At 69.2% G+C, this 22,633-nt stretch carries 18 protein-coding genes; 5 read left to right on the forward strand and 13 right to left on the reverse strand.

Translation table 11 applies throughout. The annotated features are described in order from the left end of the window. Nucleotides 1-78: 78 nt before the first annotated feature. The 3 genes from dnaE to lspA all read right to left on the reverse strand — a co-directional run bounded on the left by dnaE (nucleotide 79) and on the right by lspA (nucleotide 5,414). On the reverse strand, nucleotides 79-3,618 hold the full coding sequence (gene dnaE, locus C6V83_RS12610; RefSeq protein WP_105942684.1) for a DNA polymerase III subunit alpha: 3,540 nt from the start codon (nucleotides 3,616-3,618) through the stop codon (nucleotides 79-81). A 157-nt stretch (nucleotides 3,619-3,775) separates the two neighbouring features. Continuing rightward, complete coding sequence (locus C6V83_RS12615) at nucleotides 3,776-4,702, reverse strand: RluA family pseudouridine synthase (protein ID WP_105942685.1); 927 nt, start codon at nucleotides 4,700-4,702, stop codon at nucleotides 3,776-3,778. Further along, the gene (gene lspA, locus C6V83_RS12620) at nucleotides 4,695-5,414 is read right to left on the reverse strand and encodes a signal peptidase II (protein WP_105942686.1); all 720 of its coding nucleotides are present in this window, start codon (nucleotides 5,412-5,414) and stop codon (nucleotides 4,695-4,697) included. The genes C6V83_RS12615 and lspA overlap by 8 nt, the downstream gene beginning before the upstream one ends. A gap of 93 nt (nucleotides 5,415-5,507) precedes the next feature. On the opposite strand from lspA, the gene C6V83_RS12625 reads away from it, so the two are divergent. Continuing rightward, nucleotides 5,508-6,461, forward strand: coding sequence for a hypothetical protein (locus C6V83_RS12625; protein WP_105942687.1), 954 nt, complete (start codon nucleotides 5,508-5,510; stop codon nucleotides 6,459-6,461). Between the two features lie 170 nt (nucleotides 6,462-6,631). Here C6V83_RS12625 and C6V83_RS12630 read toward each other — a convergent pair whose 3' ends face one another. After that, a complete protein-coding gene (locus C6V83_RS12630; protein WP_199832514.1) occupies nucleotides 6,632-7,237 on the reverse strand; it encodes a hypothetical protein in 606 nt (201 codons plus the stop codon). Nucleotides 7,238-7,418: 181 nt separating this feature from the next. Here C6V83_RS12630 and C6V83_RS12635 point away from each other — a divergent pair, with 181 nt between their 5' ends. After that, a complete protein-coding gene (locus tag C6V83_RS12635; protein ID WP_105942688.1) occupies nucleotides 7,419-8,357 on the forward strand; it encodes an asparaginase in 939 nt (312 codons plus the stop codon). Nucleotides 8,358-8,364: 7 nt separating this feature from the next. On the opposite strand, the gene C6V83_RS12640 is transcribed toward C6V83_RS12635, so the two are convergent. Beyond that, complete coding sequence (locus tag C6V83_RS12640; RefSeq protein ID WP_234353998.1) at nucleotides 8,365-9,690, reverse strand: DNA polymerase IV; 1,326 nt, start codon at nucleotides 9,688-9,690, stop codon at nucleotides 8,365-8,367. Between the two features lie 160 nt (nucleotides 9,691-9,850). On the opposite strand from C6V83_RS12640, the gene C6V83_RS12645 reads away from it, so the two are divergent. Further along, a complete protein-coding gene (locus C6V83_RS12645) occupies nucleotides 9,851-10,525 on the forward strand; it encodes a TetR/AcrR family transcriptional regulator (protein ID WP_105942690.1) in 675 nt (224 codons plus the stop codon). A gap of 72 nt (nucleotides 10,526-10,597) precedes the next feature. Here C6V83_RS12645 and C6V83_RS12650 read toward each other — a convergent pair whose 3' ends face one another. The 7 genes from C6V83_RS12650 to C6V83_RS12675 form a co-directional block, all read right to left on the reverse strand. Then, nucleotides 10,598-10,783 (reverse strand): hypothetical protein, encoded by a 186-nt coding sequence (locus C6V83_RS12650; protein ID WP_105942691.1) that lies wholly within the window; start codon nucleotides 10,781-10,783, stop codon nucleotides 10,598-10,600. A 58-nt stretch (nucleotides 10,784-10,841) separates the two neighbouring features. Next, a complete protein-coding gene (locus C6V83_RS12655; RefSeq protein ID WP_105942692.1) occupies nucleotides 10,842-11,987 on the reverse strand; it encodes a Wadjet anti-phage system protein JetD domain-containing protein in 1,146 nt (381 codons plus the stop codon). Continuing rightward, nucleotides 11,984-15,376 carry an ATP-binding protein gene (locus C6V83_RS12660; RefSeq protein WP_105942693.1) on the reverse strand — a complete coding sequence of 1,131 codons (3,393 nt, stop codon included), beginning with the start codon at nucleotides 15,374-15,376 and terminating at the stop codon, nucleotides 11,984-11,986. Before C6V83_RS12660 ends, C6V83_RS12655 begins: the two co-directional genes overlap by 4 nt. Continuing rightward, nucleotides 15,373-15,948: a DUF4194 domain-containing protein gene (locus tag C6V83_RS12665; protein WP_105942694.1), complete on the reverse strand. Its 576-nt coding sequence runs from the start codon at nucleotides 15,946-15,948 to the stop codon at nucleotides 15,373-15,375. The genes C6V83_RS12660 and C6V83_RS12665 overlap by 4 nt, the downstream gene beginning before the upstream one ends. Continuing rightward, nucleotides 15,945-17,387: a DUF3375 domain-containing protein gene (locus C6V83_RS12670; protein WP_105942695.1), complete on the reverse strand. Its 1,443-nt coding sequence runs from the start codon at nucleotides 17,385-17,387 to the stop codon at nucleotides 15,945-15,947. Before C6V83_RS12670 ends, C6V83_RS12665 begins: the two co-directional genes overlap by 4 nt. Before the next feature lie 388 nt (nucleotides 17,388-17,775). Beyond that, the gene (locus C6V83_RS18370; protein ID WP_159067514.1) at nucleotides 17,776-18,201 is read right to left on the reverse strand and encodes a hypothetical protein; all 426 of its coding nucleotides are present in this window, start codon (nucleotides 18,199-18,201) and stop codon (nucleotides 17,776-17,778) included. Further along, nucleotides 18,191-19,669, reverse strand: a complete 1,479-nt coding sequence (locus C6V83_RS12675; RefSeq protein ID WP_105942696.1) for a DUF222 domain-containing protein — start codon at nucleotides 19,667-19,669, stop codon at nucleotides 18,191-18,193. The genes C6V83_RS18370 and C6V83_RS12675 overlap by 11 nt, the downstream gene beginning before the upstream one ends. Nucleotides 19,670-20,241: 572 nt before the next feature. Here C6V83_RS12675 and C6V83_RS12680 point away from each other — a divergent pair. Continuing rightward, on the forward strand, nucleotides 20,242-21,180 hold the full coding sequence (locus tag C6V83_RS12680; protein WP_105942697.1) for an ABC transporter ATP-binding protein: 939 nt from the start codon (nucleotides 20,242-20,244) through the stop codon (nucleotides 21,178-21,180). After that, entirely contained in the window at nucleotides 21,177-22,001 is an 825-nt protein-coding gene (locus C6V83_RS12685) for an ABC-2 transporter permease (protein WP_108702777.1), read from the forward strand. The genes C6V83_RS12680 and C6V83_RS12685 overlap by 4 nt, the downstream gene beginning before the upstream one ends. Before the next feature lie 97 nt (nucleotides 22,002-22,098). Here C6V83_RS12685 and C6V83_RS12690 read toward each other — a convergent pair whose 3' ends face one another. Then, nucleotides 22,099-22,560, reverse strand: a complete 462-nt coding sequence (locus tag C6V83_RS12690) for a hypothetical protein (RefSeq protein WP_105942698.1) — start codon at nucleotides 22,558-22,560, stop codon at nucleotides 22,099-22,101. Between the last annotated feature and the right edge of the window lie 73 nt (nucleotides 22,561-22,633).

The following is a 22,633-nucleotide window of genomic DNA, read 5'->3' on the forward strand; positions in this document are numbered from 1 at the left end:
CTTCGCGTCGTCGCACGCTCCGCCACGAGCTCAGGACAGGCCCTTCGACTTCGCGTCGTCGCACGCTCCGCCACGAGCTCAGGACAAGCAGCTGGGGCCGAGGAGGGCTTTGAGGTCGCCCATCAGGGCCGAGGACGGTGTGACCCGCAGGGCGTCGGTCAGCAGCAGTCGCGTCTGCTTCTGGTCGCTGACCAGCGTCACGTGGACGTCCGACGTCCCGGCGTGCCGCTGGAGCACCTGCTTGAGCGAGGCCACCTTCGACGGCGTGCACGCGCGAGCCTGCAATGTCAGATTGAGCGGCTTGGTGGTTCCGACGGCCGAGAGGTCGGGCACGGCGAGGTCGTTGGCGCTGATCATCATCGAGTCGTCGCGCTTGTTGACCCGCGCCTTGACCAACACGATGTTGTCCACCGTCAGGTCCATGCCGAACGCCACGTAGGCGCGCGGGAAGAAGTAGACCTCCACGCCGCCGACCATGTCCTCGACGGTCACCGCCGCCCACGGTTCGCCCTTCTTGTTCACCCGCCGGGTGACCGAGGAGATTATGCCGCCGATGGTGATCTGGGCGCCGTCCTTCACCTGATCTTCCAGGAGCTGGGTGATCGAGGTGTCGGTCTGCGCGGCCAGTGCGTGCTCCACCCCGGCCAGCGGATGCCCGGAGACGTAGAGGCCCAGCATGTCGCGCTCGAGGGCGAGCTTGTGCTTGGACTCCCACTCCTCGTCGGGCACCTTGACGGCGAAGACCTCGCTGATCGCCTCGTCCCCACCGCCCATGTCACCGAAGAGGTCGAACTGCCCGATCGCCTCGGCCTTCTTGGTGCCGAGCACCGAGTCGACGGCGTCGGCGTGCACCAGGAACAGGCCCTTGCGGGGATGGTCGAGCGAGTCGAACGCACCGGCCTTGATCAGGGATTCAGTGACCTTCTTGTTGCAGGCCGTCACGTCGATCTTGCCGAGATAGTCCGAGAAGCCGTTGAAGGCGCCCTTCTCCTCGCGGGAGGCGATGATCGACGACACCACACCGGAGCCGACGTTGCGGATCGCCGCGAGGCCGAATCGGATGTCGTCGCCGACCGCCGCGAAGTCCGCGCGCGATTCGTTGACGTCCGGCGGCAGCACCGTGATGCCCATCTTCCGGCAGTCGGCCAGGTAGATCGCCGACTTGTCCTTGTCGTCGCCGACCGAGGTGAGCAGACCGGCCATGTACTCGGCCGGATAGTTGGCCTTGAGGTAGGCGGTCCAGAACGAGACCAGCCCGTACCCGGCGGCGTGCGACTTGTTGAATGCGTAGCCGGCGAACGGCAGAACCGTGTCCCAGAGCGCGGTGATCGCCGCCTGCGAGAAGCCGTTCTTGGTCATGCCTTCGGCGAAGCCTCCGTAGGCCTCGTCGAGGATCTCCTTTTTCTTCTTGCCCATGGCTCGACGGAGCAGGTCTGCTTCGCCGAGCGAGTACCCGGCGACCTTCCGGGCGATGGCCATGATCTGCTCTTGATAGACGATCAGGCCGTAGGTCTCGGCGAGGATCTCCTTGAGAGGCTCCTCCAACTCGGGATGGATCGGCTTGATCTCCTCGAGCCCGTTCTTCCGGCGCGCATACGAGTGGTGCGCGCCGACGTCCATCGGGCCCGGTCGGTACAGGGCGAGCACGGCGACGATGTCTTCGAACCCCGTCGGCTGCATCATCTTGAGGAGTTCGCGCATGCCCGCGCCGTCGAGCTGGAACACGCCGAGGGTGTCGCCCCGGGCCAGCAGCTCGTAGGTCTTCGGATCCTCCAGCGGCAGCTTGTCCAGATTGAGGTCGATGCCGCGGTTGTTCTTGATGTTGTCCAGCGCGTCACCGATGACGGTCAGGTTGCGCAGACCGAGGAAGTCCATCTTCAGCAGGCCGATGGCCTCGCACGACGGGTAGTCCCACCCGGTGATGATCGCGCCGTCCTGCGCGCGCTTCCAGACCGGGATCGCATCGGTCAGCGGCTCGCACGACATGATCACCGCGCACGCGTGCACGCCCGCGTTCCGGATCAGGCCTTCCAGTCCCAGCGCGGTGTCGTAGATCTTCTTGACGTCCGGGTCGGTCTCGATCAGAGTGCGGACCTCGGCGGCCTCGGCATAGCGCTCGTTGGACGGATCAGTGATGCCCGCCACCGTGATGTCCTTGGCCGCCACGGGCGGCGGCAGCGCCTTGGCGATCCGATCGGCGATGGCGAAACCGGGCTGTCCGAACTGAACCCGCGCCGAGTCCTTGAGCGCCGCCTTGGTCTTGATGGTGCCGAAGGTGATGACCTGGGCGACCTTGTCGTTGCCCCACTTCTCGCTGGCGTAGCGGACCATCTCGCCGCGTCGGCGGTCGTCGAAGTCGATGTCGATATCGGGCATCGACACGCGTTCGGGGTTCAGGAACCGCTCGAACAGCAGGCCGTGCGGGATCGGGTCGATGTTGGTGATGCCCAACGCCCACGCGACCAGCGAACCGGCTGCCGAACCACGGCCGGGGCCGACGCGGATGCCGACCTCGAGGGCGTGCGCGATCAGGTCTCCGACCACCAGGAAGTAGGCCGGGAAACCCATCTGGTTGATCACCTGGAGCTCGTAGTCGGCGCGGCTCCGATATTCGTCGGGCACCGCGTCGCCTTCGAAGCGCCTCTTGAGGCCCTCGATCACCTCATGTTCGAGCCAGGTCTCCTGCGTGTATCCGTCGGGCACCGGGAAGACCGGCATCCGGTCCCGGTGGGTGAACACGTCCTGGTACGACTCGACGCGCTCGCCGATCTCCACGGTCGCATCGCACGCGCCGGGCACCACGTCGTCCCACAGCTGCCGCATCTCAGCGGCGGACTTGAGGTAATAGCCGTCGCCGTCGAACTTGAAGCGCGTCGGATCCGACAGCGTCTTGCCGGTCTGCACGCACAACAGCGCCTCGTGCGCCGCGGCGTGATCACGCGTCACGTAGTGGCAGTCGTTGGTGGCCAGCGGCGTGATGCCGAGCTTGCGGCCGATGTCGAGCAGACCGTCGCGCACCCGCGATTCGATCTCCAGGCCGTGCTCCATCACCTCCAGGTAGAAGTTGTCCTTCCCGAAGATGTCCTGCCACTTCGCCGCCGCTTCGAGCGCTTCGGCGTCGTGCCCGAGGCGCAGGCGGGTCTGCACCTCTCCCGAGGGACAGCCGGTGGTCGCGATGATGCCCTCGGCGTGCTGGGCGATGATCTCGGCGTCCATGCGCGACCACTTGCCCAATTGGCCTTCGATCGAGGCGAGCGACGACAAGCGGAACAGATTGCGCAGTCCGGTCGCGTTCTCGGCGACCATCGTCATGTGGGTGTAGGCACCCGAGCCGGAGACGTCGTCGCCCTTCTGCTCGCGGGTACCCCACAGCACACGCTTGGTGTTGAACCGCGACTCCGGCGCGATGTAGGCCTCGATGCCGATGATCGGCTTGATGTCGTGCTTGATCGCGGTGTTGTAGAACTCGCTGGCGCCGAACATGTTGCCGTGGTCGGTCATCCCGATCGCGGTCATTCCCAGCCGCTGCGCCTCGGCGAACAGCGGTGACACCTTCGCCGCACCGTCGAGCATCGAGTACTCGGTGTGGTTGTGCAGGTGAACGAACGAACCGGTCACTCAGCGCTCCTGTCGGGTTGTGGGACGGCCCCGCGAACGAGGGAACCACCCCACTCTAGGCCGCCCCTCCGACAGGATCTCTCAGGCTCGCCCGGGTGTGACTGGTGTGGTCTCGACTCCGCTCGACCAACGAAGGGAATCCGCTCGAGGGCCGCCTTCAGGACTCGCGGAGGACGTCCAGTGCGTGTTGGAGATCTGCCGGGTAGGGCGCGGTGAACTCGACCCGGCGGCCGTCGGCGGGATGCGCGAACGAGAGCGATCGGGCGTGCAGCCACTGCCGGTCCAGACCCAGCCGGGCCGCGAGCTTCGGATCGGCGCCGTAGGTCGGGTCCCCGACACACGGATGGTGCAGCGCCGAGAAGTGCACGCGGATCTGGTGGGTGCGTCCGGTCTCCAGGTCGATGTCGAGCAGGCTCGCCGCCGCGAACATCTCGATCGTCTCGTAGTGGGTCACCGACTCCTTGCCCCTGGAGGTGACCGCGAACCGCCAGTCCGAACCCGGGTGGCGGCCGATCGGCGCGTCGACGGTGCCCACCGGCGGATCCAGGTGGCCCTGCACCACCGCGTGATAGACCTTGTCGACGTTGCGCTCCTTGAAGGCCCGCTTGAGCATCGTGTACGCGTGCTCGGAGGCGGCCAGCACCATGACGCCCGAGGTCCCGACGTCCAGTCGCGAGACGATTCCTTGGCGTTCGGCGGCGCCCGACGTGGAGATCCGGAAACCCGCGGCGGCCAGCGCGCCCACCACGGTCGGGCCGGTCCAGCCCTGCGACGGATGTGCAGCCACCCCCGGAGGCTTGTCGACGACGATGATGTCCGAGTCGTGATAGAGCACCTGGAGGTCCTCCACCGGCGTCGGCTCCACCCGCAGCGGCTGCTCGGGTTCGGGCAGGGTGACGTCCAGCCAGGTCCCGGCCCGCAGCTTGTGCGACTTGCCCACCGCCGCGCCGTCCACCGTCACGTCTCCGTCGTCGGCCAGGCTCGCGGCGACGGTCCGGGACAGACCCAGCAGTCGCGCGAGACCGGCGTCGACCCGCATGCCGTCGAGCCCGTCGGGTACCGGCATCGCCCGCGACTCACGCATCCCGGCGCTCCTGTGCGTCGGCGGCCCCGGCGCCGCCGTCGGGCCCGGAGCCTTCGTCGCCGGCCCGGGAACGGTCGGCGTCGGCGTCGTCGGTCACTGCGTCGTCGGTCACTGCGTCGTCGGTCGCTGCATCGTCGTCGGCGGCCGCCTCGTCGTGCCGAGCGGCCCAGCCTGATCGCGAACCGTCGTAGTCGAAGCCGAGGAGGGTCAGGACCACCAGCAGGACCGCGCCGCACACGACGGCCGAGTCGGCCACGTTGAACACCGGCCACCAGCCCACCGAGACGAAGTCGACCACGTGCCCGCGCATCGGGCCGGGCTCCCGGAAGAACCGGTCGGTGAGGTTCCCCAGCGCACCGCCGAGCACCAGGCCCAGACCGATCGCCCAGGCCGTCGAGCCCAGCCGGCCGCTGAACTTGACGATTGCGACGACCACCGCCAGCGCGATGATCGTCAGGACCCACGTGTAACCGGTCGCCATCGAGAACGCCGCGCCGCTGTTGCGGATCAGGCGCAGCGTCACGACGTCGCCGATGATCTCGGTGGGAGCCGCCGGGTCCAGGTAGCGGACGGCGAGCGTCTTGGTGAGCAGGTCGGCCAGATAGATCACCACGGCGATCAGCGCGAGCGTGATCAGCAGGCCGCGCGACCGCGACCGCGGTGCGGGATCGGTGTCCGAGCCGGAAGCACCGTGCGGTGCGGCGTCGTTCATACCGTCGATTGTCCACAATCGGGCGGTTCGGCGGCCACCCGCCCCGGTCCGGGCCGCCTCGGCGCCCTGCGAAGCCTCCACTAGGGTGGACGCGTGTCCGCTCCCCGATTCCCTCGCGCCGCGACCGGACTGGTATCACTCTCGGCGGCGGTCGCGCTGACGCTGACCGCGTGTTCCTCCGACGACGGGGTGGCGACCGATCCCGATCGCGGCTGCGACGAGGCCTCCAGCCGGGATGCCGACGGCGTCCGGCCGATCGAACTGCCGCCCGCGCACCTGACGGTCACCGAGCCGGGCACCGGCGAGCTGCGGGTCCCGGCCTCGGCGCCGCGCACCGATGCGCCGCAGCGGGTGACCGTGACCACCGAGTCCCGCGAGACCAGTGTGGTGTCGGGGCAGGAGCCGTCGTCCACAGTCGAGTCGGTCACGCTCCCGCTCACCGCCCGCGCCGGTTGCACCGATCCGAAGAACCTGGAGTTCACGCTCGGCACCCCCACCTCACCCGACGGAGCCCTGGAACCCGCGCTGGCGGCGTTCGACGGCGCCGACGGCGGCGTGACGTACGCCGACGGCCTGGCGCCGACCGAACTGCGCATCCTGCCTCCCGCCGACGCCGAGGACCCGGCGACCCGGGCCGTCGAGCAGTCCCTCGTGACGGCGTTCACACTGGCCGTGCCGGTGCCCACCACCGCGATCGGGCCGGGCGCGAAGTGGCGGGTCACCCGGACTGTCTCGTCGGCAACGACCCTCACTCAGACGATGGACGTGACCGTCACCGCGTGGGAGGGTGACCGCCTGACGGTGTCCGTGAGCGTGGACGAGACACCCGTCGACCCGATCTTCCGCATCCCCGGCAGCAACGCGACGCTGGATCTGACCCGCTACCGCAATGCCGGCACGGGCAGCGTGACGATCGACTTGACGACCCTGCTGCCGGCATCGGCGTCGCTGAAGCTCCAGGGAGCACGGGAACTGGTCGGCACGGACCCGAACCGCCCGATCCTGCAGCACACCACCCTCGACCTCGCCTGGACGCCGACCGACTGAGCCCGCCCGACCCGGGTCCGCCGGACCGGCACGCCTGACCGAGGCGGCCGGCAGAGCACCGGCACGCGTCCACGGCACCGGACGACGAAACGACGCGCCGCCCGTGCGGATGCACAGGCGGCGCGCCGTTCGGTCTGCTCAGACCGGTGCTCTGTCTCGGGGCCGGAGAATCAGTTCGACGGGGTCGTGGTCCGGGAGGCCGAGCGCTTGGCGGTGGTCGACTTCTTGGCCGACGACGAGGAGGCCTCGTCCTCGCACAGCGGGGTCTTCACCTTCTGCGCCGACAGCAGCGGGCACACGGTCTGCTTCGAGAGCTTCCAGCGACCCTGGTCGTAGACGATCGACGCATCGATCTTGGTCGGAGGGTTGTCCGGGATCCGGATCTCGAACTTCACGCTGGCCCGGTTCGGACCGTTGCTGATCACCGGCTTCATGATCGTGTAGGTGACGTCGGGGTTGTCCTCGGCCACCTCGACCAGCTGATCGAAGAGCTTCGGGTCCACCTCGGAACCCTCGACCAGTTCGGTCTTGTCCTTCGACGGAATCTTCGGATCCAGCGCCATCTGCAGCATCTCGTTCAGCGCCTCGATGCTGGGCCGCTTCGTGCCGTTGGACAGCTCGGCCTCCAGGCCCTGCTCCTGCGCCACGGCCGAGTCGCTCTCCGTGGCCGATGCCGCCTGCGGAACGGGCGGCAGATTGTCGTCGCTGCCGCACGCCACCGGCACGAGGGCCAGGGCGGCGATGGCGCCTGCCATCACAAACTTCCGGTACTTCACCGAATCAAACCTCCATGCGATCACGCCCGGTCTCTCGCTGACATGCCCCGAGCTCGGAACCACTATGCCAAACAATCCTGAGTTCTCTCACAGACTCCCGCTCGCACCACTGCCCCCAATCGTCACGGCCCGGCGAGGTGACCTGCGCACACGCGCCGCTCTTTAGTGCGAGAATCGGTGCATGAGCCCACAGCAGGTTGTGATGATCACCACCGGCGGCACCGCCGCCTCGCGCACCACCGACGACGGCGCCGTCCCGGTCCTGCACGCCGCCGACCTGCTCCCCGACTCCGTCGACGACGTCCTGGTTCGTCCGGTGGACCTGATGAGCGTGGACTCCTCGGCGATGACCGTTCGCGAGCAGTTCGCGGTGATCCGCGCGATCGCCGACGCACTGGACGATCCAGAGGTGGCGGGCGTGGTGGTGACTCACGGCACCGACACGCTGGAGGAGACCGCCTTCCTGGCCGACGTCTTCGCCGCAGACCCTCGGCCGGTGGTCTTCACCGGCGCCCAGTATCCGGTCGACCATCCGCGGTCCGACGGTCCCGCCAACATCGCCGCCGCCGTCGCCCTGGCCGGCGACCCCGATGCGCGCGGCAGGGGCGTGCTCGTCGCGCTGGGCGGGCGTGTGCTCGGCGCCCGCGGGCTGTTCAAGGTGTCGACCACCTCGATCGAGGCCTTCGACACGGTGCATCCGGACCTGCCGCGCCCGTTGATCCCGGTGTCGATCCCGTCCGGAATGCCCGCCCGGGTGGATCTCCTGGCCCTGTACCCGGGCGTCTCTCCCGGGCTCATCGCCGCGGCGGTGGCCCAGCGCGCCGCGGGAATCGTGCTCTCGGCGACCGGCTCGGGCAACACCCACCCGGACATCACTGCGGAAGTGGCCCTCGCGCAGCAGCGGAACGTCCCCGTCGTCGTCACCTCCCGGGTTCCGTACGGCGCCGTGGAGGCGACCTACGGCGGTGGCGGCGGCGGAGTCGACTTGGCCCGCGCGGGCGCGGTCATCTCGCCGTGGCTGCGCGGTCCGCAGGCCCGCATGGCCATGATCGCGCTCCTCACGACCGGAGCCTCCCGCTCGGAGATCGCGGACTTCTTCGCCGCATCCGGCCCGACCTGAGGGACGATCAGTCCCAGGCGAGACTGTCGATCGGGTCGGCACGCCGCAAACGCTCGTCCGGCCACCGGAAGGTGTGCGCCCGGCCCGGGCCGGTGGCGCGCGTCTCGAAGCGCACAGTCACGAAGCCGTGACCGCCGCCCTGCACCCAGCCGTGCCCGTAGTCGGGATGGTGCACGTCCGATCCGGTCGGCCACGGCTCGGCCGGGCTGTCCGGTCGCGCGGCGGACGCGCTCGTCGACCCCGGTCGTTCCGGTGCAGGCCCTGCGGCCGCCGGAGCCGGCTCGTCCAGATCCGGGAACAGCGTGAACTGCTCTGCGCCGGTGAGTCCGGAGTAGCCGACGCCGACCAGCCGGATCGGACCGACTTCGAGCGGATCGAGGACGATGCGCTGCGCCGCAGCAGTCAGCACCTGGAGGTCGGTGCTCGCCGCCGGCATGGTGGTCGAGCGAGTGAGGATCGACATGTCGGCGCGCCGGAGCTTGACCACTATGGTGCGAGCGCCGCGCCCGTCGTCGAGGAGTCGTCGGTGGGCGCCCGCGGCGGCCTCGGCCACTGCGTTACGCAGGCTCGGCAGGTCGACGATGTCCACCGCGAACGTCGACTCGGCGCTGATCTGTTTGGCCTCGGCGCGTTCGGCGACCGGGCGGTCGTCGATCCCGTGCGCCAGCCGATGCAGCGACGGTCCGACGGTCGCGCCGAGGACCGAGACCACCTCGGTCGGCGCCATCGCCGCGAAGTCGCCGATCGTCTCGATGCCCAGCCGGGCCAGCCGGTCCCCCGACACCGGTCCGATCCCCCAGAGCTTCCGCACGGGCAACGCCTGCAGGAATCCCAGCTGCCCACTCGGGCCGATCACCGCGACGCCGTCCGGTTTCGCCTGACCCGAGGCGATCTTGGCGATCTGCTTGCCCGAGCCGAACCCGACTGACGCCGGCAGACCGACCTCCTGCCGGATCTCCGCGCGGAGCCGTTCGGCGAACTCCCGCGCATCGCCTGCGGTGCCGCCCGCCAGTTCGTCGGGTTCACCGAAGGCCTCGTCGAAGGACAGCGTCTCGATCACCGGAATCCGGCGCCGGATGATCTCGAAGACCCGGCCGCTCACCGCCCGGTATACCCCGCCGCGGGGCGGCAGTACCACCGCGGACGGGCCGATCAGCCGCCGCGCCTGATGCATCGGCATCGCCGAGCGTGCGCCGTAGGCCCGGGCCGTGTACGACGCTCCGGCCACCACTCCGCGACCGCCGGCCCCGCCGACCAGGACCGGGCGGCCCGCCAGTGTCGGCCGGGTCAGCTGTTCGACCGACGCGAAGAAGGCGTCCATGTCGATGTGCATCACCCAGCGCGAGCTCGTCTCGGCCGGGTCGAATTCCACGCGCCTGATCGTAGCTCCGGGCACGCGCCGACCGACCCCGCCCTTCCGCACGGAGCGAACTGGTTGCGCGATCGTGGTCCGGCGCCCCGGAGCGCCGCTCTCGATGTGCGAGGATGGCGGCATGACCGGTGCCCGTGCACGACGTCGACAGCAGCTCGACCGCCAGATCCTGGAAGCCGGCCGCACCCAACTCGCCCAGGTCGGGGCAGCGGCGCTCTCGGTCCGCGCGATCGCGCGGGAACTCGGCATGGTCTCGTCGGCGGTGTATCGGTACGTGGCCAGCCGCGACGAGCTGCTGACCAGACTGGTGGTCGCGTCGTACGACGATCTCGGCGACCACGTCGACGCCGCAGTCGCCGCCGCGGCCGATACGCCCGGCGAGCGCCTGCGCACCGCGATGCGTGCCTTCCGGGCGTGGGCCGTCACCCACCCCTCAGAATTCGCCCTGCTCTACGGCAGTCCCGTCCCCGGCTACTCCGCACCCGCAGAGCAGACGACCGGGCCGGGCACCAGGGTGATCGCCGTGCTGCTGCGGCTGTGCACCGAGGCCGGGCTGACTGCGCCGGCCGGGCTCGTCGTGCCCGCCCCGCTGAAGGCCGAACTCGCCGCCGTGGCCGCCGAGGCCGACGTCGATCTGCCGCCGGGCGCCCTGGTGGTGACTGTGGCGCTGTGGACTTGGCTGATCGGCGCCGTCGGCCAGGAGGTCTTCGAGGGCTACGGCCCGGACACCTTCGCCGATCCCGCCGGTGTGTTCGACGCCCAGTTGCACTGGCAACTCTCGGCCGCGGGACTGTAGCGACTCGCTCAGGGCCGGTCACGCCTCTCCCCGGGTTCCGCGGCCGGCCGCGTCGGATCACCCCGCGCCGGATCACGTCTCCGCGTGCTCGGTGCACCAGCGACGCACCTCCGGGTCGGCAGTGACGATACGCTCCATCTCCTCGCCGCCGTCGCAGGTCAGCAGGCCGACCGAGAGCCGGCCTCCCGCATCGCCGAGGATCCGCACCATCCCGCCGGAGCCGGCCCAGCGACGCAGGCGCTCGAGGTCGTCGCACATGGTTCCTCCTCGTCGACGCGGAGACCGGATCTCGACCAGTCGCCGTCGGTCAGCGGCATCAGGCGGTCGGAAGTCGCTCCTGCGCCCAGGTCCAGTCGATCCGCTCCTGCTCCAGACGTACCCGATCACCCCAGACATCGGCGACCAGTTCGGAATACAACTGCTGCTCGTCTTCGGTGAGCCGGGACAGCACCGACCGCGCCGGCCTGTCCTCCCGGCCCCACCGCGTGCGATGCGCGAGCAGCGCCTCCCGATCCATCAGCACCGATCGCGTCTGCGGCAGCCAGGCCCGCAACCGATCCAGGATCGCGAATCCGTGAGTGTCGAGATCGCCCCAATAGACGACGTCGGTCTCCGCGAGCCACGGCAGCCGCCCGATGCGGTCGACGTCGAAACCCTTGCCCCAGACCACCATTCCGCCAGCCGGCACGTCGACGCTCAGGTACGTGATCTCGTTCTCGACGACGACCGCGGTATGCGGCTGCACCGGGAGCCGGGCCAGCTCCCCGGCCCGCAGCCCCAGTTCGGTGACCGGCGCGGGCAACCCGAGATCGCCGGCCGGGCGCAGCCGAACGAGATCAGGTTTGGCCCGCAGACCCAGGCCGCGAAGGAAACCCGTGGCCGAGGACGGGACGTCGAGCATCGCGGCCAGCACTGCGCGGTGGCGCTCGGCGAACTTGGTGTCCACGCCGGGCGCACTGATCTCCCGCAGATAGCGTCCCGAACCACGGTGCGCGTCGAGCCATCGGTACGCCCCGATGAGCGCACCCAGATCGTCGCCGAGAGCAAGGGCTCGGTGCGGATGCTCGACGACCCAGTCCAGGACCACCGGGATCCCTTCGGCCACGGAGAGCAGCCGGTCGTACGCCGCGACGGTCGACGTCGTGCCGAGCAGCGACCACGCTTGCCCGTAGTCGGACACGACCGCGCGCACCGGGAGTTCGTTGCGCCCGATGACCCGTCCGCCCACGCTCTTGCGGACGAGGGTGTATCGGCGTCCGCCCCGGCTGCCGGCGTCGAGGTCGTCGACCCAGGTCCGGACAGCGGAGAGATCGTCGCCGATCTCCGACGGTCTCGGCCCCCGCAGCGGAACCTCGATCACCGGAAACGTCGCCCGGCGAGCATACCCGCGCAGCAGGGTGCCGTCGTCCCAGCGCCGCCGGACCCGATCTGCGACGTCGACGGGCGTGGACCAGCTGTTCACGACCGGCGGCCGTCCCGCTGGGCCCGGTACTCCTCGATTGTCATCGTCGCCAGATACGACGCCCTGCCCGCCGGGTTCTGCACGAAGCCGATGGCCTTCACGTAGGGCTCGATCACATGGATCTTCTGCAGTGGCGTCACCACCAGCACCTGGAGACCGAGCTTGGCGAAGAGGTCGAGCGCGTAGCGGGCCGAATCCTCCGATCCGCGGCCGAACGCCTCGTCGATCACGGCGAACCGGAAATCCTTGGATCTCTCGGCGCCCCACTCCAGCCCGAACTGGTACGCGAGAGAAGCCGCCAGGATCGTGTAGGCGAGCTTCTCCTTCTGCCCGCCGGATTTTCCGTCGGAGTCGCTGTAGTGCTCCCACTCCTCGTCGGTGTCCAAATCCCGTTCCGACGCCGAGAAGACGAACCAGTTCCGCACGTCGGTCACCCGACGCGTCCAGAGCTTGTCCGCATCCGTGTGCCCGTCGCGGCCGCGGAAACGCTCGATGATCCGCTTGACGTCGCCGAACCGCTGCTCGGAGTACTGATCGCCGTTCTCGACCAGGGCGTCGTCGGTCAGTGTGCGCAACTCAGCGCGGAACTCGGAGACCTCGCGGTTGGTCGTCGACTCCTTCTCCAGCTTGATGTACCGGCCGGGGTTGAACGGAACCGCGCCGAGCGCCTCGTTGATCCGGTCGATGCGCTCGTCGATCGCAGCCGCCTGACGGGCCAGCCAGTTGTTGAAGCCGGCCAGCTCTTGAATGGCCCCTTTGTTCAGCTGGTCCTTGAACTCGCTCTCGAAGCGCGGCAGGTCGTCGTCGGCGACCTGCCGTGCATAGTCCACGAAGTCGGCCCGTGACTCGACCGAGGCGTCCATGTCGGACCGCAGCTCCGGCCACCGCCGCAACACCTCGCCCATATGCTGGACCAACCCGTTCCCGTAGCGTGCCAGCTCCTTACCGAGGCTCTCGATCCGTTGCGACAGTGCATCAGTCAGCGACGACTCGGCCGCAGCGCAGGCGTCCGACCGCTGCGGGACGCCGCCGAGTCTCTCGGCCAGCGCAGCGTAGGCCTCTCGCCCTCGCTCCAGCGCGGCGGAGTCGGTCGCGGCGACGAGCCCGTCGTCGCGGCTCTTGGCTCGCCGGGCGTCCTCTGCCGCGGCTGCGGACGTGGCCAACTCGCCGACTAGCTCTTCGATCCTGGCGTTGACCGTCCGCGCTTGGGCGGCGTTGCGCTCGAGCGCGTCGGTGAGCTCGGCCAGCCGCGAGGATCCGGCTTCGATGCGTGCCCGCTCGGCGTCGTGCGCCTCGGCCCGCGCCACCGCCTCGTCGACGTCGACCTCGATCCACGATCGGAATCCCTCCAGTCTGGCGAGTGCCTCCCCCCGAGCCTGGTTGTGGTCACGCTGTCGGGCGATGTCCACGTACTCCGCGGCCGCGGCAACGCGCTTGCCCTCGAGGTCGTCGTACTCCGCGCGGAGCGCGGCGATCTTGCGCTCGTTCACCCAGCCGAGTACCCAGCGTCGCGCATCGTCGACCCGATGCCTGTCGTCCTTGTCGTGCCGCTCACCCGAACGCACCTGTCCGGCGACGGTGACGGCACGTCGCTCAGCCCGGAACTCCGCGAGCGTGGATGCGCACCGGTGGTCCGCCCGTTTCGCGAGCTCCACCTCCAGATAGCCCTGGAACGGGCCGTCCTTGGTCTCCAGGCAGTCGGCCAGCAGCAGACCCGGCGTGGTCGACCGGACCGGGAGCTGCCGATCCGGAACGCGCTCGTATGTCAGTCGCGCACCCGTTTCCCGGCCGCCGCGACCCCGCACCGTCAGCCGGCGGCCGTCCACCCAGGACGTCACCGCATCGTAGTGGCGCTGCGGCACCAGCAGGGAGAGCGCGAACCCGCGCAGCACACGCTCGGCCGCGCCGCGCCACTGCGCGTGCTCGTCGGCGACGTCGAGCAACTCACCGGCGTACGGCAGATCCTCCGGGGTCACGCCGAGATCCCGGCAGAGCTGATCCCTGAGGTCGATCTGCTCGGCGGGCAGGTTGCTCGTCCGATTCTCCAGGCTCGCCAGCTCGTCGGCGATCCGATCCCGCTCCCGCTCGGCGTCCTTCTCCCGTGCGATCGCTTCGGCCACGGCCGCGTCCAGGTGCTTCTTCTGCCCCGCGATCCGGTCGCGTTCACCGGTCACCTGGGACGCCAGCGCGGCGAACCCGTCCGGATCGGCGATGGCTTTGAAGCCCGCCTCCGCAACGGCGGCGTCGAACCGCGCGCGCTGATCGCGGCGCTGTGCGGCGTCCCGTCGCGCATCGGCAGCGAGTCGTTCCAGCTCTCCGATCCGGTCGCCGCCGGCCCGGGCCCGCTCCTCGATCAGCGCCTCACGGTCGGCGGTGAGTCTGCTCTGACGGGCCTTGGCCTGGTCCTGTTCCGCCCATAGCTGCCTCCCCGCAACCTCGAGTTCGGCGATCTCGCCTGCCAGCAGCGTCGACCGTGTCTCCGCGATGTACAACCGAACCGCCGCGCGCTCGGCCTCGGCGGTTTCACGCGAGGCGAGCGCCGCGTCGTACTTCGCCGCGGTCGACACGACCGGATCCAGCGCTTCGAGCTGTTCCCTCGCGCGCGTGACCGCGTCGTGCGACTTCGACAGGTCCTCGAAGTGGCTGATGACCCCGCGGACCCGCTCGGACGAGTCACTGGGCTCGAGCATGTGATCACGGACGAAGTCGTTCAGATTCCCGACCGACTTCATCGAGACCGTCTGGTGGAAGAGCTCCAGCGCCTGCTCGGAGCGAATGCCCAGCATTCGCTTCAGCGAGGTCCCGTACTTGGGATACTCGTCGAAGATCTCGGCGCCCGCGCCGCGCAGCCGCTTGCGCAGTTCTCGCAAGTCCGAACCGAAATCGGCGAAGTCGTCCGCGATGGAGAGCGCCCGCGGCGCTGTCACGTAGAACCGGTACGGCTGCCCCGACGAGTCGCGCTGCTGCAGCACCAGGGCGATACTCACGTCCTCGTCGTATCCGTCGTTGCGGAATCGGCCCAGGATCACCGAGTAGGTTCGCCCGCCCGAACGGAGTCCGATGGGGCGCGACTTCCCGGTCGCCTCGTTCCGCTCCGACTTGTAGTGTCCCTCGACGTACGACCGCAGGGTACGCTCGCGCGTGTCGGCGCCGGCCGCCCGGTTGTAGGCGATCCGGTGCGCCGGCATCAACAGCGTGGTCAGCGCGTCGACCAGGGTCGACTTCCCCGATCCGATGTCACCGGTCAGCAGCGCGGTGTCGCCGTCCGGTGCGAAGCCCCAGATCTGACCGTCGAAGGTGCCCCAGTTGAACACCTCCAGTCGCTGGAGCCGATAACCGGCGCGCTCGCCGGACCCCAGTTCCACGGCCGAGAACAGTCCGCTGCTCACGTTCCGACCTCCGCGCCTGCGTACTCGCGGAGCTTCCCGGCGAAGTCCGACAGTGTCTGCGCATCGACGTATGCCTTGAGGATGCGGCGCACCTCCCAGTGATCGGACTGACCGCGCAGCTGACGCAGGAACCCGAGTTCGGCCGCCTTCTTCACCGTCGCCTCGACGCCGTCCACCACGCGGGCCTCGTTGGTCGACTCGGCCTGGAAGAGCCGCATCATCTCGACGATCTGCTCAGTGGTCAGAACCAGCTTTCCCTCGCCCCCGCTCGTCTCGAACTCCACGAGCCGCTTGCGCAACAGCACCAGCAGGAGACTGACCTTGTAGGTCAGCGTCCGTCGGCGGACCAGGCGCGGGAGCGGCTCCTCGCCCTCGACGTCGGGCCGGGTCCGGAGAAACGCGTAGCCCTCGTCCTCGTCGATCACCACGTCGACGCCGATGGTGGCGAAATGGTCCCGCACGCTCGCGCCGGAGCGCTCCACCGTGCGCCAGGTGTCCTCGTCGTTCTCCCGGTACACCACGCCCTGCATCAGTCTGATGATCGCGGCGGGTACCGCCTGTTCGTCGTTCATCGTCTCCTCACCGTCACCTTCGGCAGGCGCGCACGTTTGGTGACCTCCGGGTTCTCCGGATCCGGGTAGTCGATCTCCGTACGGTCGTCGTCATCCATCTCGACCGCCAGGTCGTCGTCGCCGAGCGCCAGGTAGCCGACGATCTCGGCGGCGCCCTGTTCAACCGGATACATCTCGACGATGTCCGACAGCAGGGCACTCGAATGCTCGGGCAGCAAGCTGAAGATGTTGCGCATGAGCTGTGCCTGGTCAACGAAGGTCTGGGTGAACAGCGCATCTGGATCGGCCTCGGCCGTCGTCGGCGGTATCAGGCTCTCCACCTCGGCCGTCGGCGGCCGGGAATACAACGGTCGCTCGAAGGGCAGCGCGATGGCGATGCCGGGCTCGTCGACCTCGAGCCCGAACGAGGGCGGCGCATCGCGCACCGCGAGCGCCGCCGCCTCGACGTCGCGGACCAGATCGAGGACCCGCCGATTCTCCAGCCACACCTGATCGTCGAGGAACCGGCGCAGCTGTTCGGAGATCTGGCGCACCGTGCGCTGTGCACGTTCGGCGGCCTCCGACCAATCGTGGTGGACACCCTTGATTCGGGGATCCACTTGCACCGCGTCGAGCGCCGTCGCCTGCTCGAGCAGGTCCGCCAGCTCCTGCTGCCGCGACGACGAGAGCAGAAACTCGTAGAACGCGGCGAAGCTGGCGCCCTGATCGGAATCGGCGATCTCCGAGCGTCCGCCGACGAGATCGGCGAGCAGCTCACCCTTGGCGCCGTCCCACGTGGCGATCCGTTCCCGTGCGGCCCGGTCCAGGCGCCGAAAATTCTCCTCGACCTCGCGGAAGTCGGACAGCAGTTCGCGCGCCGTCGCGGTGAACTGCTGAAACCGGTCCCGGACACCCGTCGGCGCGAGCATCGTCAGTTCGCCGGCGACCACCTCGGCGATCTCTTCGTCGATCGCCGCACGCCGGCGGCGGAGCTCGGCCAGGCGCCGCTCGGGGTCGGCGTCGGTGCCGTGCACGATCTGTCGCAGCAGCTCCACCGCGGTGTGCAACCTGGATTCGGTCCCGACGAATTCCCGCGACCGCAGCGACTCGATCCAGGCGTAAGCCTTCTCGAAAGCGGGTGTGACCTCGTAGTACACCTCGTCGTCGCCCGGCGGATAGAACCGCCGCAGGTAACCCGACTCGGCCGATGCCCAGTCCTCGAGATACTCGCGCGGACTGCGCGGAAACCTCGGCGTCTGCCCGCTCGGGGACAACTCCTGGTTCAGCCAGTAGAGGTGGTCGTCGAGCTGCCCGGCCAGTTCGCTCGCCGCACACGCACCCCGATTCCCGTCCACGAAGTACTCGCCGAGGAACGACAGGATCAGCGCAGCGTTGCCTGCACGCAGGAGACGCCAGCCTGCGTGGTGCTCTCGCAATGCGTCGATCGCCTGATACTCCACGCGGACAGAGTACGAGGGCCCTCGGACAGTGCGAGCACCGCGGCCGGGTGTGCGTCAGATTCCTGCAGGTGGTGGCGACTCAAGTACTGATCAGGGTGGTCGTTGTCAGGATGTGCGGGTCTTTTCAGTCGTCGTCGAGGCGATTGCCGGCGTGTTCGGCGCGGAGGGTGAGGATACCGGTGGCGCCGGGGGGGTGTTCCAGCGCATGTCGTCGGCGCGGTCGCGAACGCGCTGGCCACCGGCTGCGGGCGCGATTCTGTCGGCACCGGTGCGATCATTCCCGGCCTGACGGCGGACTGCTGATCCGGCGGCGGTGGCGGACGACGTCGGCGGGTGGCGATTCGCTGGCAGCACCGGCGGCCTGGCCGCGGTGGTGCGGTCAGGCCGCCTATGCCAGGAGCCGGGCGAGGATCTGTTCGGCTCCCGAGAGTGGGTCGATCGGGGCGATCGGGGTGATCGCCCGGATCGGGGACGGCCGGTGGTGGACGATGATCGTCGGATTCGATCGATCGTCGTCGAGGTCCAAGTCCGGGTCCTTCTCTTCGGGTGGCCCGAGATCCTCGGGTGGCCCGGTGTCGCCATATGGCCCGAGGTTTTCGGGTGTTCCGAGGTCGCCGGGTGGTGCGAGGTCGTCCGGCCCGGCTGCTGTGGCCCGGTGGCCGTGGCCGGAGTCGGGTGCCAGGCGTTCGGGGTGGAACAGAATGTTGCTCTGCCACCGCGCGCCACGCCCGGCGGGCCTCCAGCCGACGCGTCCGGCGTCGGGACCGAAGGCGAGGACCGTCGACTCCCAATGCCCAGGCGTCTTACCGTTCATCCGGTTGTGCCGGCCACACGCCCCACCCAAGCGGTCGATACCTGTCCTGAGCGGAGTCGAAGGGTCGGTCTGCCCGTTGTCGGTCAAGTCGGGCATGTGGTGGGCTTGGATGTGCGGATGAACGGGACGGTGCAGCCCGGCGCGGTGCAGCCCCGGTCGCGGGCGAACAACGCCAACCTTTGCGCCGCCGTCGCGAACCGGCTCGCCCGCCCCAGGTACAGCACCCTTCGACCGCGTGTCGTCGCAAGCTCCGCCACGCATGCTCAGGACTACGCCTGCCGGTGGCCTTGGAGAACACCGCCAGATACGGGATGGGGTCGGCGGCGAACTGCACCAGATCCGTGACCGGGATGCGGGTGCCGGTCGCGGTCCAGGCGATCCCGGCCTGCCGCGCCAGATCTTCATCGGTGACGGTGACCACGGTCTGCGAGGGGATCCGGGTGGGGGCGGGTTGCCCGGCCAGCGCCGACGCCCAGTCGCACAGGGCTTCGAGGGCGTCGTGCTGACGCTGCCCCAAAGTGCGGGTGTCCCGCTCGGCCGCGGCGGCGAGCAGGGCGGGGTCGAGGCCGGGCTGGTCGGCGGCCCCGCGCAGGGAGTCCGGGTCGCCGGGATTGTTCATCCCCGCCGCAGCCCACTGATGCAAGACCACCTCCAGCTTCGCCCGCAACACCGGAGTCAGCAGGGCCCGCACTTTGCTCATCAACTGCCGATTCTGCGGCTGCAGATTGAACGTACGCCGCCGGGCCCGGTCGTGGTCGTCGGCCAGGGTGCCGTCGGGGTCGAGCCACGCCAGGATCCGGTTACCCACCACCGTCACCGCGGCAGGATCCAGCCGCCGCGCCGCATCAGCGAGCATGGCCTCGGCCTTCACCCCGTCATCGTGGGTGACCGCCGACGGCAGCTTGTCCATGATCTCCGCGACCGCGGCCGCGTGGGCGGCGCCGGCCTCCCCATCAGCCACCGCCGTCGCGGTGGCGGTCAGGTGCGGTTCGAGGCGTTCACCGGTCAACGTGCCCATGGCGGCGATGCCTTCGGCGGTGATCCGGCGGCGGCGGGCCTCCCCGGCGCCCAGTCGCACCCCGTAGGCGTACAGCTGATGGACCGAGATGTGTCCGGCGGTGCGGTACACGCCCCGATCGGAGACCTCCACGTACAGGGCGGCATCGAACACCTCGGCGCGGCGGCGGCACTGCTCACGCGCATCCAGCAGCCCCAACAGACCGTTCTCGGACTCGGCAGCCAACAACGCCGTCGCCTCCGTGGTGAGGCGCTTTTCGGCGGCGGTCTGGACCGCCAACAACTGTGTCGGCGAGAAACAGGCGACGGCTGCGTCGGGATCGAAACCAGCAGAATCGAAACCGGCAGAACCGGTGCCAGCCGGATCGGCACCGGCCGGAGCAGAACCCGAGCCATCGCGCGCACCCGCGGCCGCAGCGTCGTCGTTGCACGAAACACCGTTGACGCTCATGACGCTCACCTCCCCCGAAGTGCTGTTCCCGCTGGTAGAACCGGAACCTCCGGCTCTTCTCTACCTTCTGACGTCACTCTACGACAGGGGTACGACATTGGTGATGATCAAGACTCGGACCTCGCCTTCGCGGCATGGGTTGCACGTCAGACTTCTGTCGGTAGCGGAGACTCAGACGCCGAAGGGGATTCGAATGTTTGTTCTTGTCAGAGGTGAGTTATATCTTTGATTCCACGGAGGAGATCCCGGTGGCCGCACCGGAGAACACCTTCCGTTCCGTGCCGGAGCGCTTTCCGACGCGGTGTGTTGTTTGAGAACTCCATACTCCTGCGACACCGGCGGATGGCCGCATCGGATCTCGCCCGAACGACAGGCCGGGCGGGCTCGGCTCGCGCGACGTCTCCCCCTGCGTCGCGCGGGTCGGCCCGGTGTGGTCATCCCCCGCCCGGCCGCGCGCTCGCCTCGTCGTCTGCGGACACCGGCGACTCAGGGTGCATCTCAGGGTTTGTTCAGCCGCGATTCGGGGGCCTTCCCGGATGTGTGCGCAGCGCATCCGGGAGAGCGTGAGAACCATGATCGAAGCACGAGAACTCACCAAGACCTTCGGCGACTTCACGGCCGTCGACCATGTCGACTTCACCGTCCGGTCCGGCGTCGTGACGGGTTTCCTCGGCCCCAACGGCGCGGGGAAGTCGACCACCATGCGGATGATCCTCGGTCTGGACCGGCCGACGTCCGGTTCAGCGGTGATCGACGGCCGCCGCTACCTCGGCTCACCGGCGCCGCTCAGGGAGGTCGGAGCGCTCCTGGAAGCCCATGCCGTCCACCCCGGCCGCTCGGCGCGCGATCATCTGCGCTGGCTCGCCGCAAGCAACGGGCTGCCTTCCTCCCGGGTGAACGCGGTCTTGGGGCAGGTCGGACTCGACGACGTCGCGGGCCAGCGCGTCGGGCGATTCTCACTCGGTATGCGCCAGCGTCTCGGGATCGCCTCCGCCCTTCTCGGCGACCCGGCGGTAGTCGTGCTCGACGAACCCGTGAACGGGCTCGATCCCGAGGGCATCCGGTGGATCCGTGGACTCGCGCGCGATCTGGCAGGCGAGGGCCGCACGGTGATGATCTCCAGTCACCTCATGTCGGAGATGGCGCTGACCGCCGACCATCTTCTGGTGATCGGGCGCGGTTCGATCCTCGCCGACTGCACGATGGCCGAGTTCATCGACCGGCACGCCGCGTCCTACGTCCGGGTCCGCACCCCGCAGGACCGGGACGTCCGGAGGGTGCTCAGCGAGGCCGGGCTCACGGTGCACGACGACGGCGGAGAACTGCGCGTGCACGACGCCGACGCCGCCCGGGTCGGTGAGCTCGTCGGTTCCGCGGGCCTGATCCTGCACGAACTCACCCTGATCCAGTCCTCACTGGAAGACGCCTTCATGTCGCTCACCGCTGACAGCGTCGACTACCACGCCACCGCGGCCGCCGGTGCCGCAGCCACCGAAGGAGCAGCAGCATGACCGCGACCCTGTCCGCCGCGGCGATCGAGCGCACCGCGCCGACCGTCGCCCCCACCGCCCGGTTCGCTGACACCCTGCGTGCCGAATGGATCAAGTTCTGGACCGTCCGCGGGACGCGCTGGTCGCTCATCGTGATGATCCTGCTGGGCGTCGGCCTCACGACGGCGGTCTGCTGGGCCAGCGCGGACTGGCTGGCCAGCGGCGAGGCCGACGAGGTGCCGGGCTCCTTCGTGACGTGGGGAACCATGGTCGCGCAGATCCCGGCGATCGTGCTCGGCGCCCTGGTGATCACGTCCGAATACGGGACCGGCATGATCCGGGCGACCTTCGCCGCCACACCTCGGCGCGGGCGGGTCATCGCCGCCAAAGCCGCCGTGCTCACCGGAGTCCTGCTGATCGGCGGTCTCGTCACGGCATTCGGCGGGTACTTCGCAGGCAACTGGTTCCTCACCGAGGCTGGCAGCGGCGTCCCCTGGGGCTCCGAGGGCCTCCTCCGCGCGCTCATCGGCAACGGTGTGGTGCTCGCACTGCTCGGACTGCTGACCTTCGCCGTCGGCCTGCTGGTGCGGCACACGGCCGCGGCGATCTCGATCGTGCTCGGCATCGTCGCGGTACTCGCGAGCCTCGCGTGGGCGCTGCCCGGCGACTGGGGCACGTGGGTGGCCAAGGTGCTGCCCGGCAACTCCACCCAGGCGATCACCAGCGTGGTGCCGTTCAACCCGGACGTTCTCGGTCCGTGGACCGGACTCGGCGTGCTCGCCAGCCAGGTGGTGGTGATGCTGGCCCTCGGCGTCTACGCGGTCCAGCGCCGCGACGCCTGAGCCGTACACACCGCCGTTCGCACGGAATCCTTCGCCGGCGCCCCACTCGGGGCGACGGCGAAGCTCCGGACGGATCAGGAGCTCCGAGCGCACCAGGTCAGGCGTCGAGTCGGTGCTCATTCGTCGGCGGCGGCGACGGTTCCCGGTCTCCGTCATTGTCCCAATTCCGGCAGTAGGGGCACCAGGGTCGGTAGCGACGGTGCACCCAAGTGAGACCCATTACGCTGAAGACCAGCACCTGGCTAGGAATCCGCCACCTGTCAGCACCGTCGAGAACCACGCGCAGGAGCGTCGGTGTCATCATGCCGGCTAAGAACAACGCAAGGCCGAAAGGAGTGGCGACGCTGTGGAACACCCTCAGCAGCCCGCGACGACGTTCCGCTTCCCCGGAGCCGTCGAGCGGCGCGGTCGCGAAGCACCGCAAGCACAGGCCCGACCGACGATGCCGGGTGTCGACGAACTGCAACACCACCAAGACGAATAGCGCCGCAGTCGCCGCACCCGTCAGAACGGAAAACAACCACGACGCGGCCGTCACCGCGACGGTGAAAGCCAGCACCGCCGGCAGCCGTGCATCACGTAGTCGGGGAGGCGACCCGACGGCTCGGCTCCGTCGCTCGCATGCGAGTCGT

The organism is Gordonia iterans (assembly GCF_002993285.1).
Classification (GTDB): Bacteria; Actinomycetota; Actinomycetes; order Mycobacteriales; family Mycobacteriaceae; genus Gordonia; species Gordonia iterans.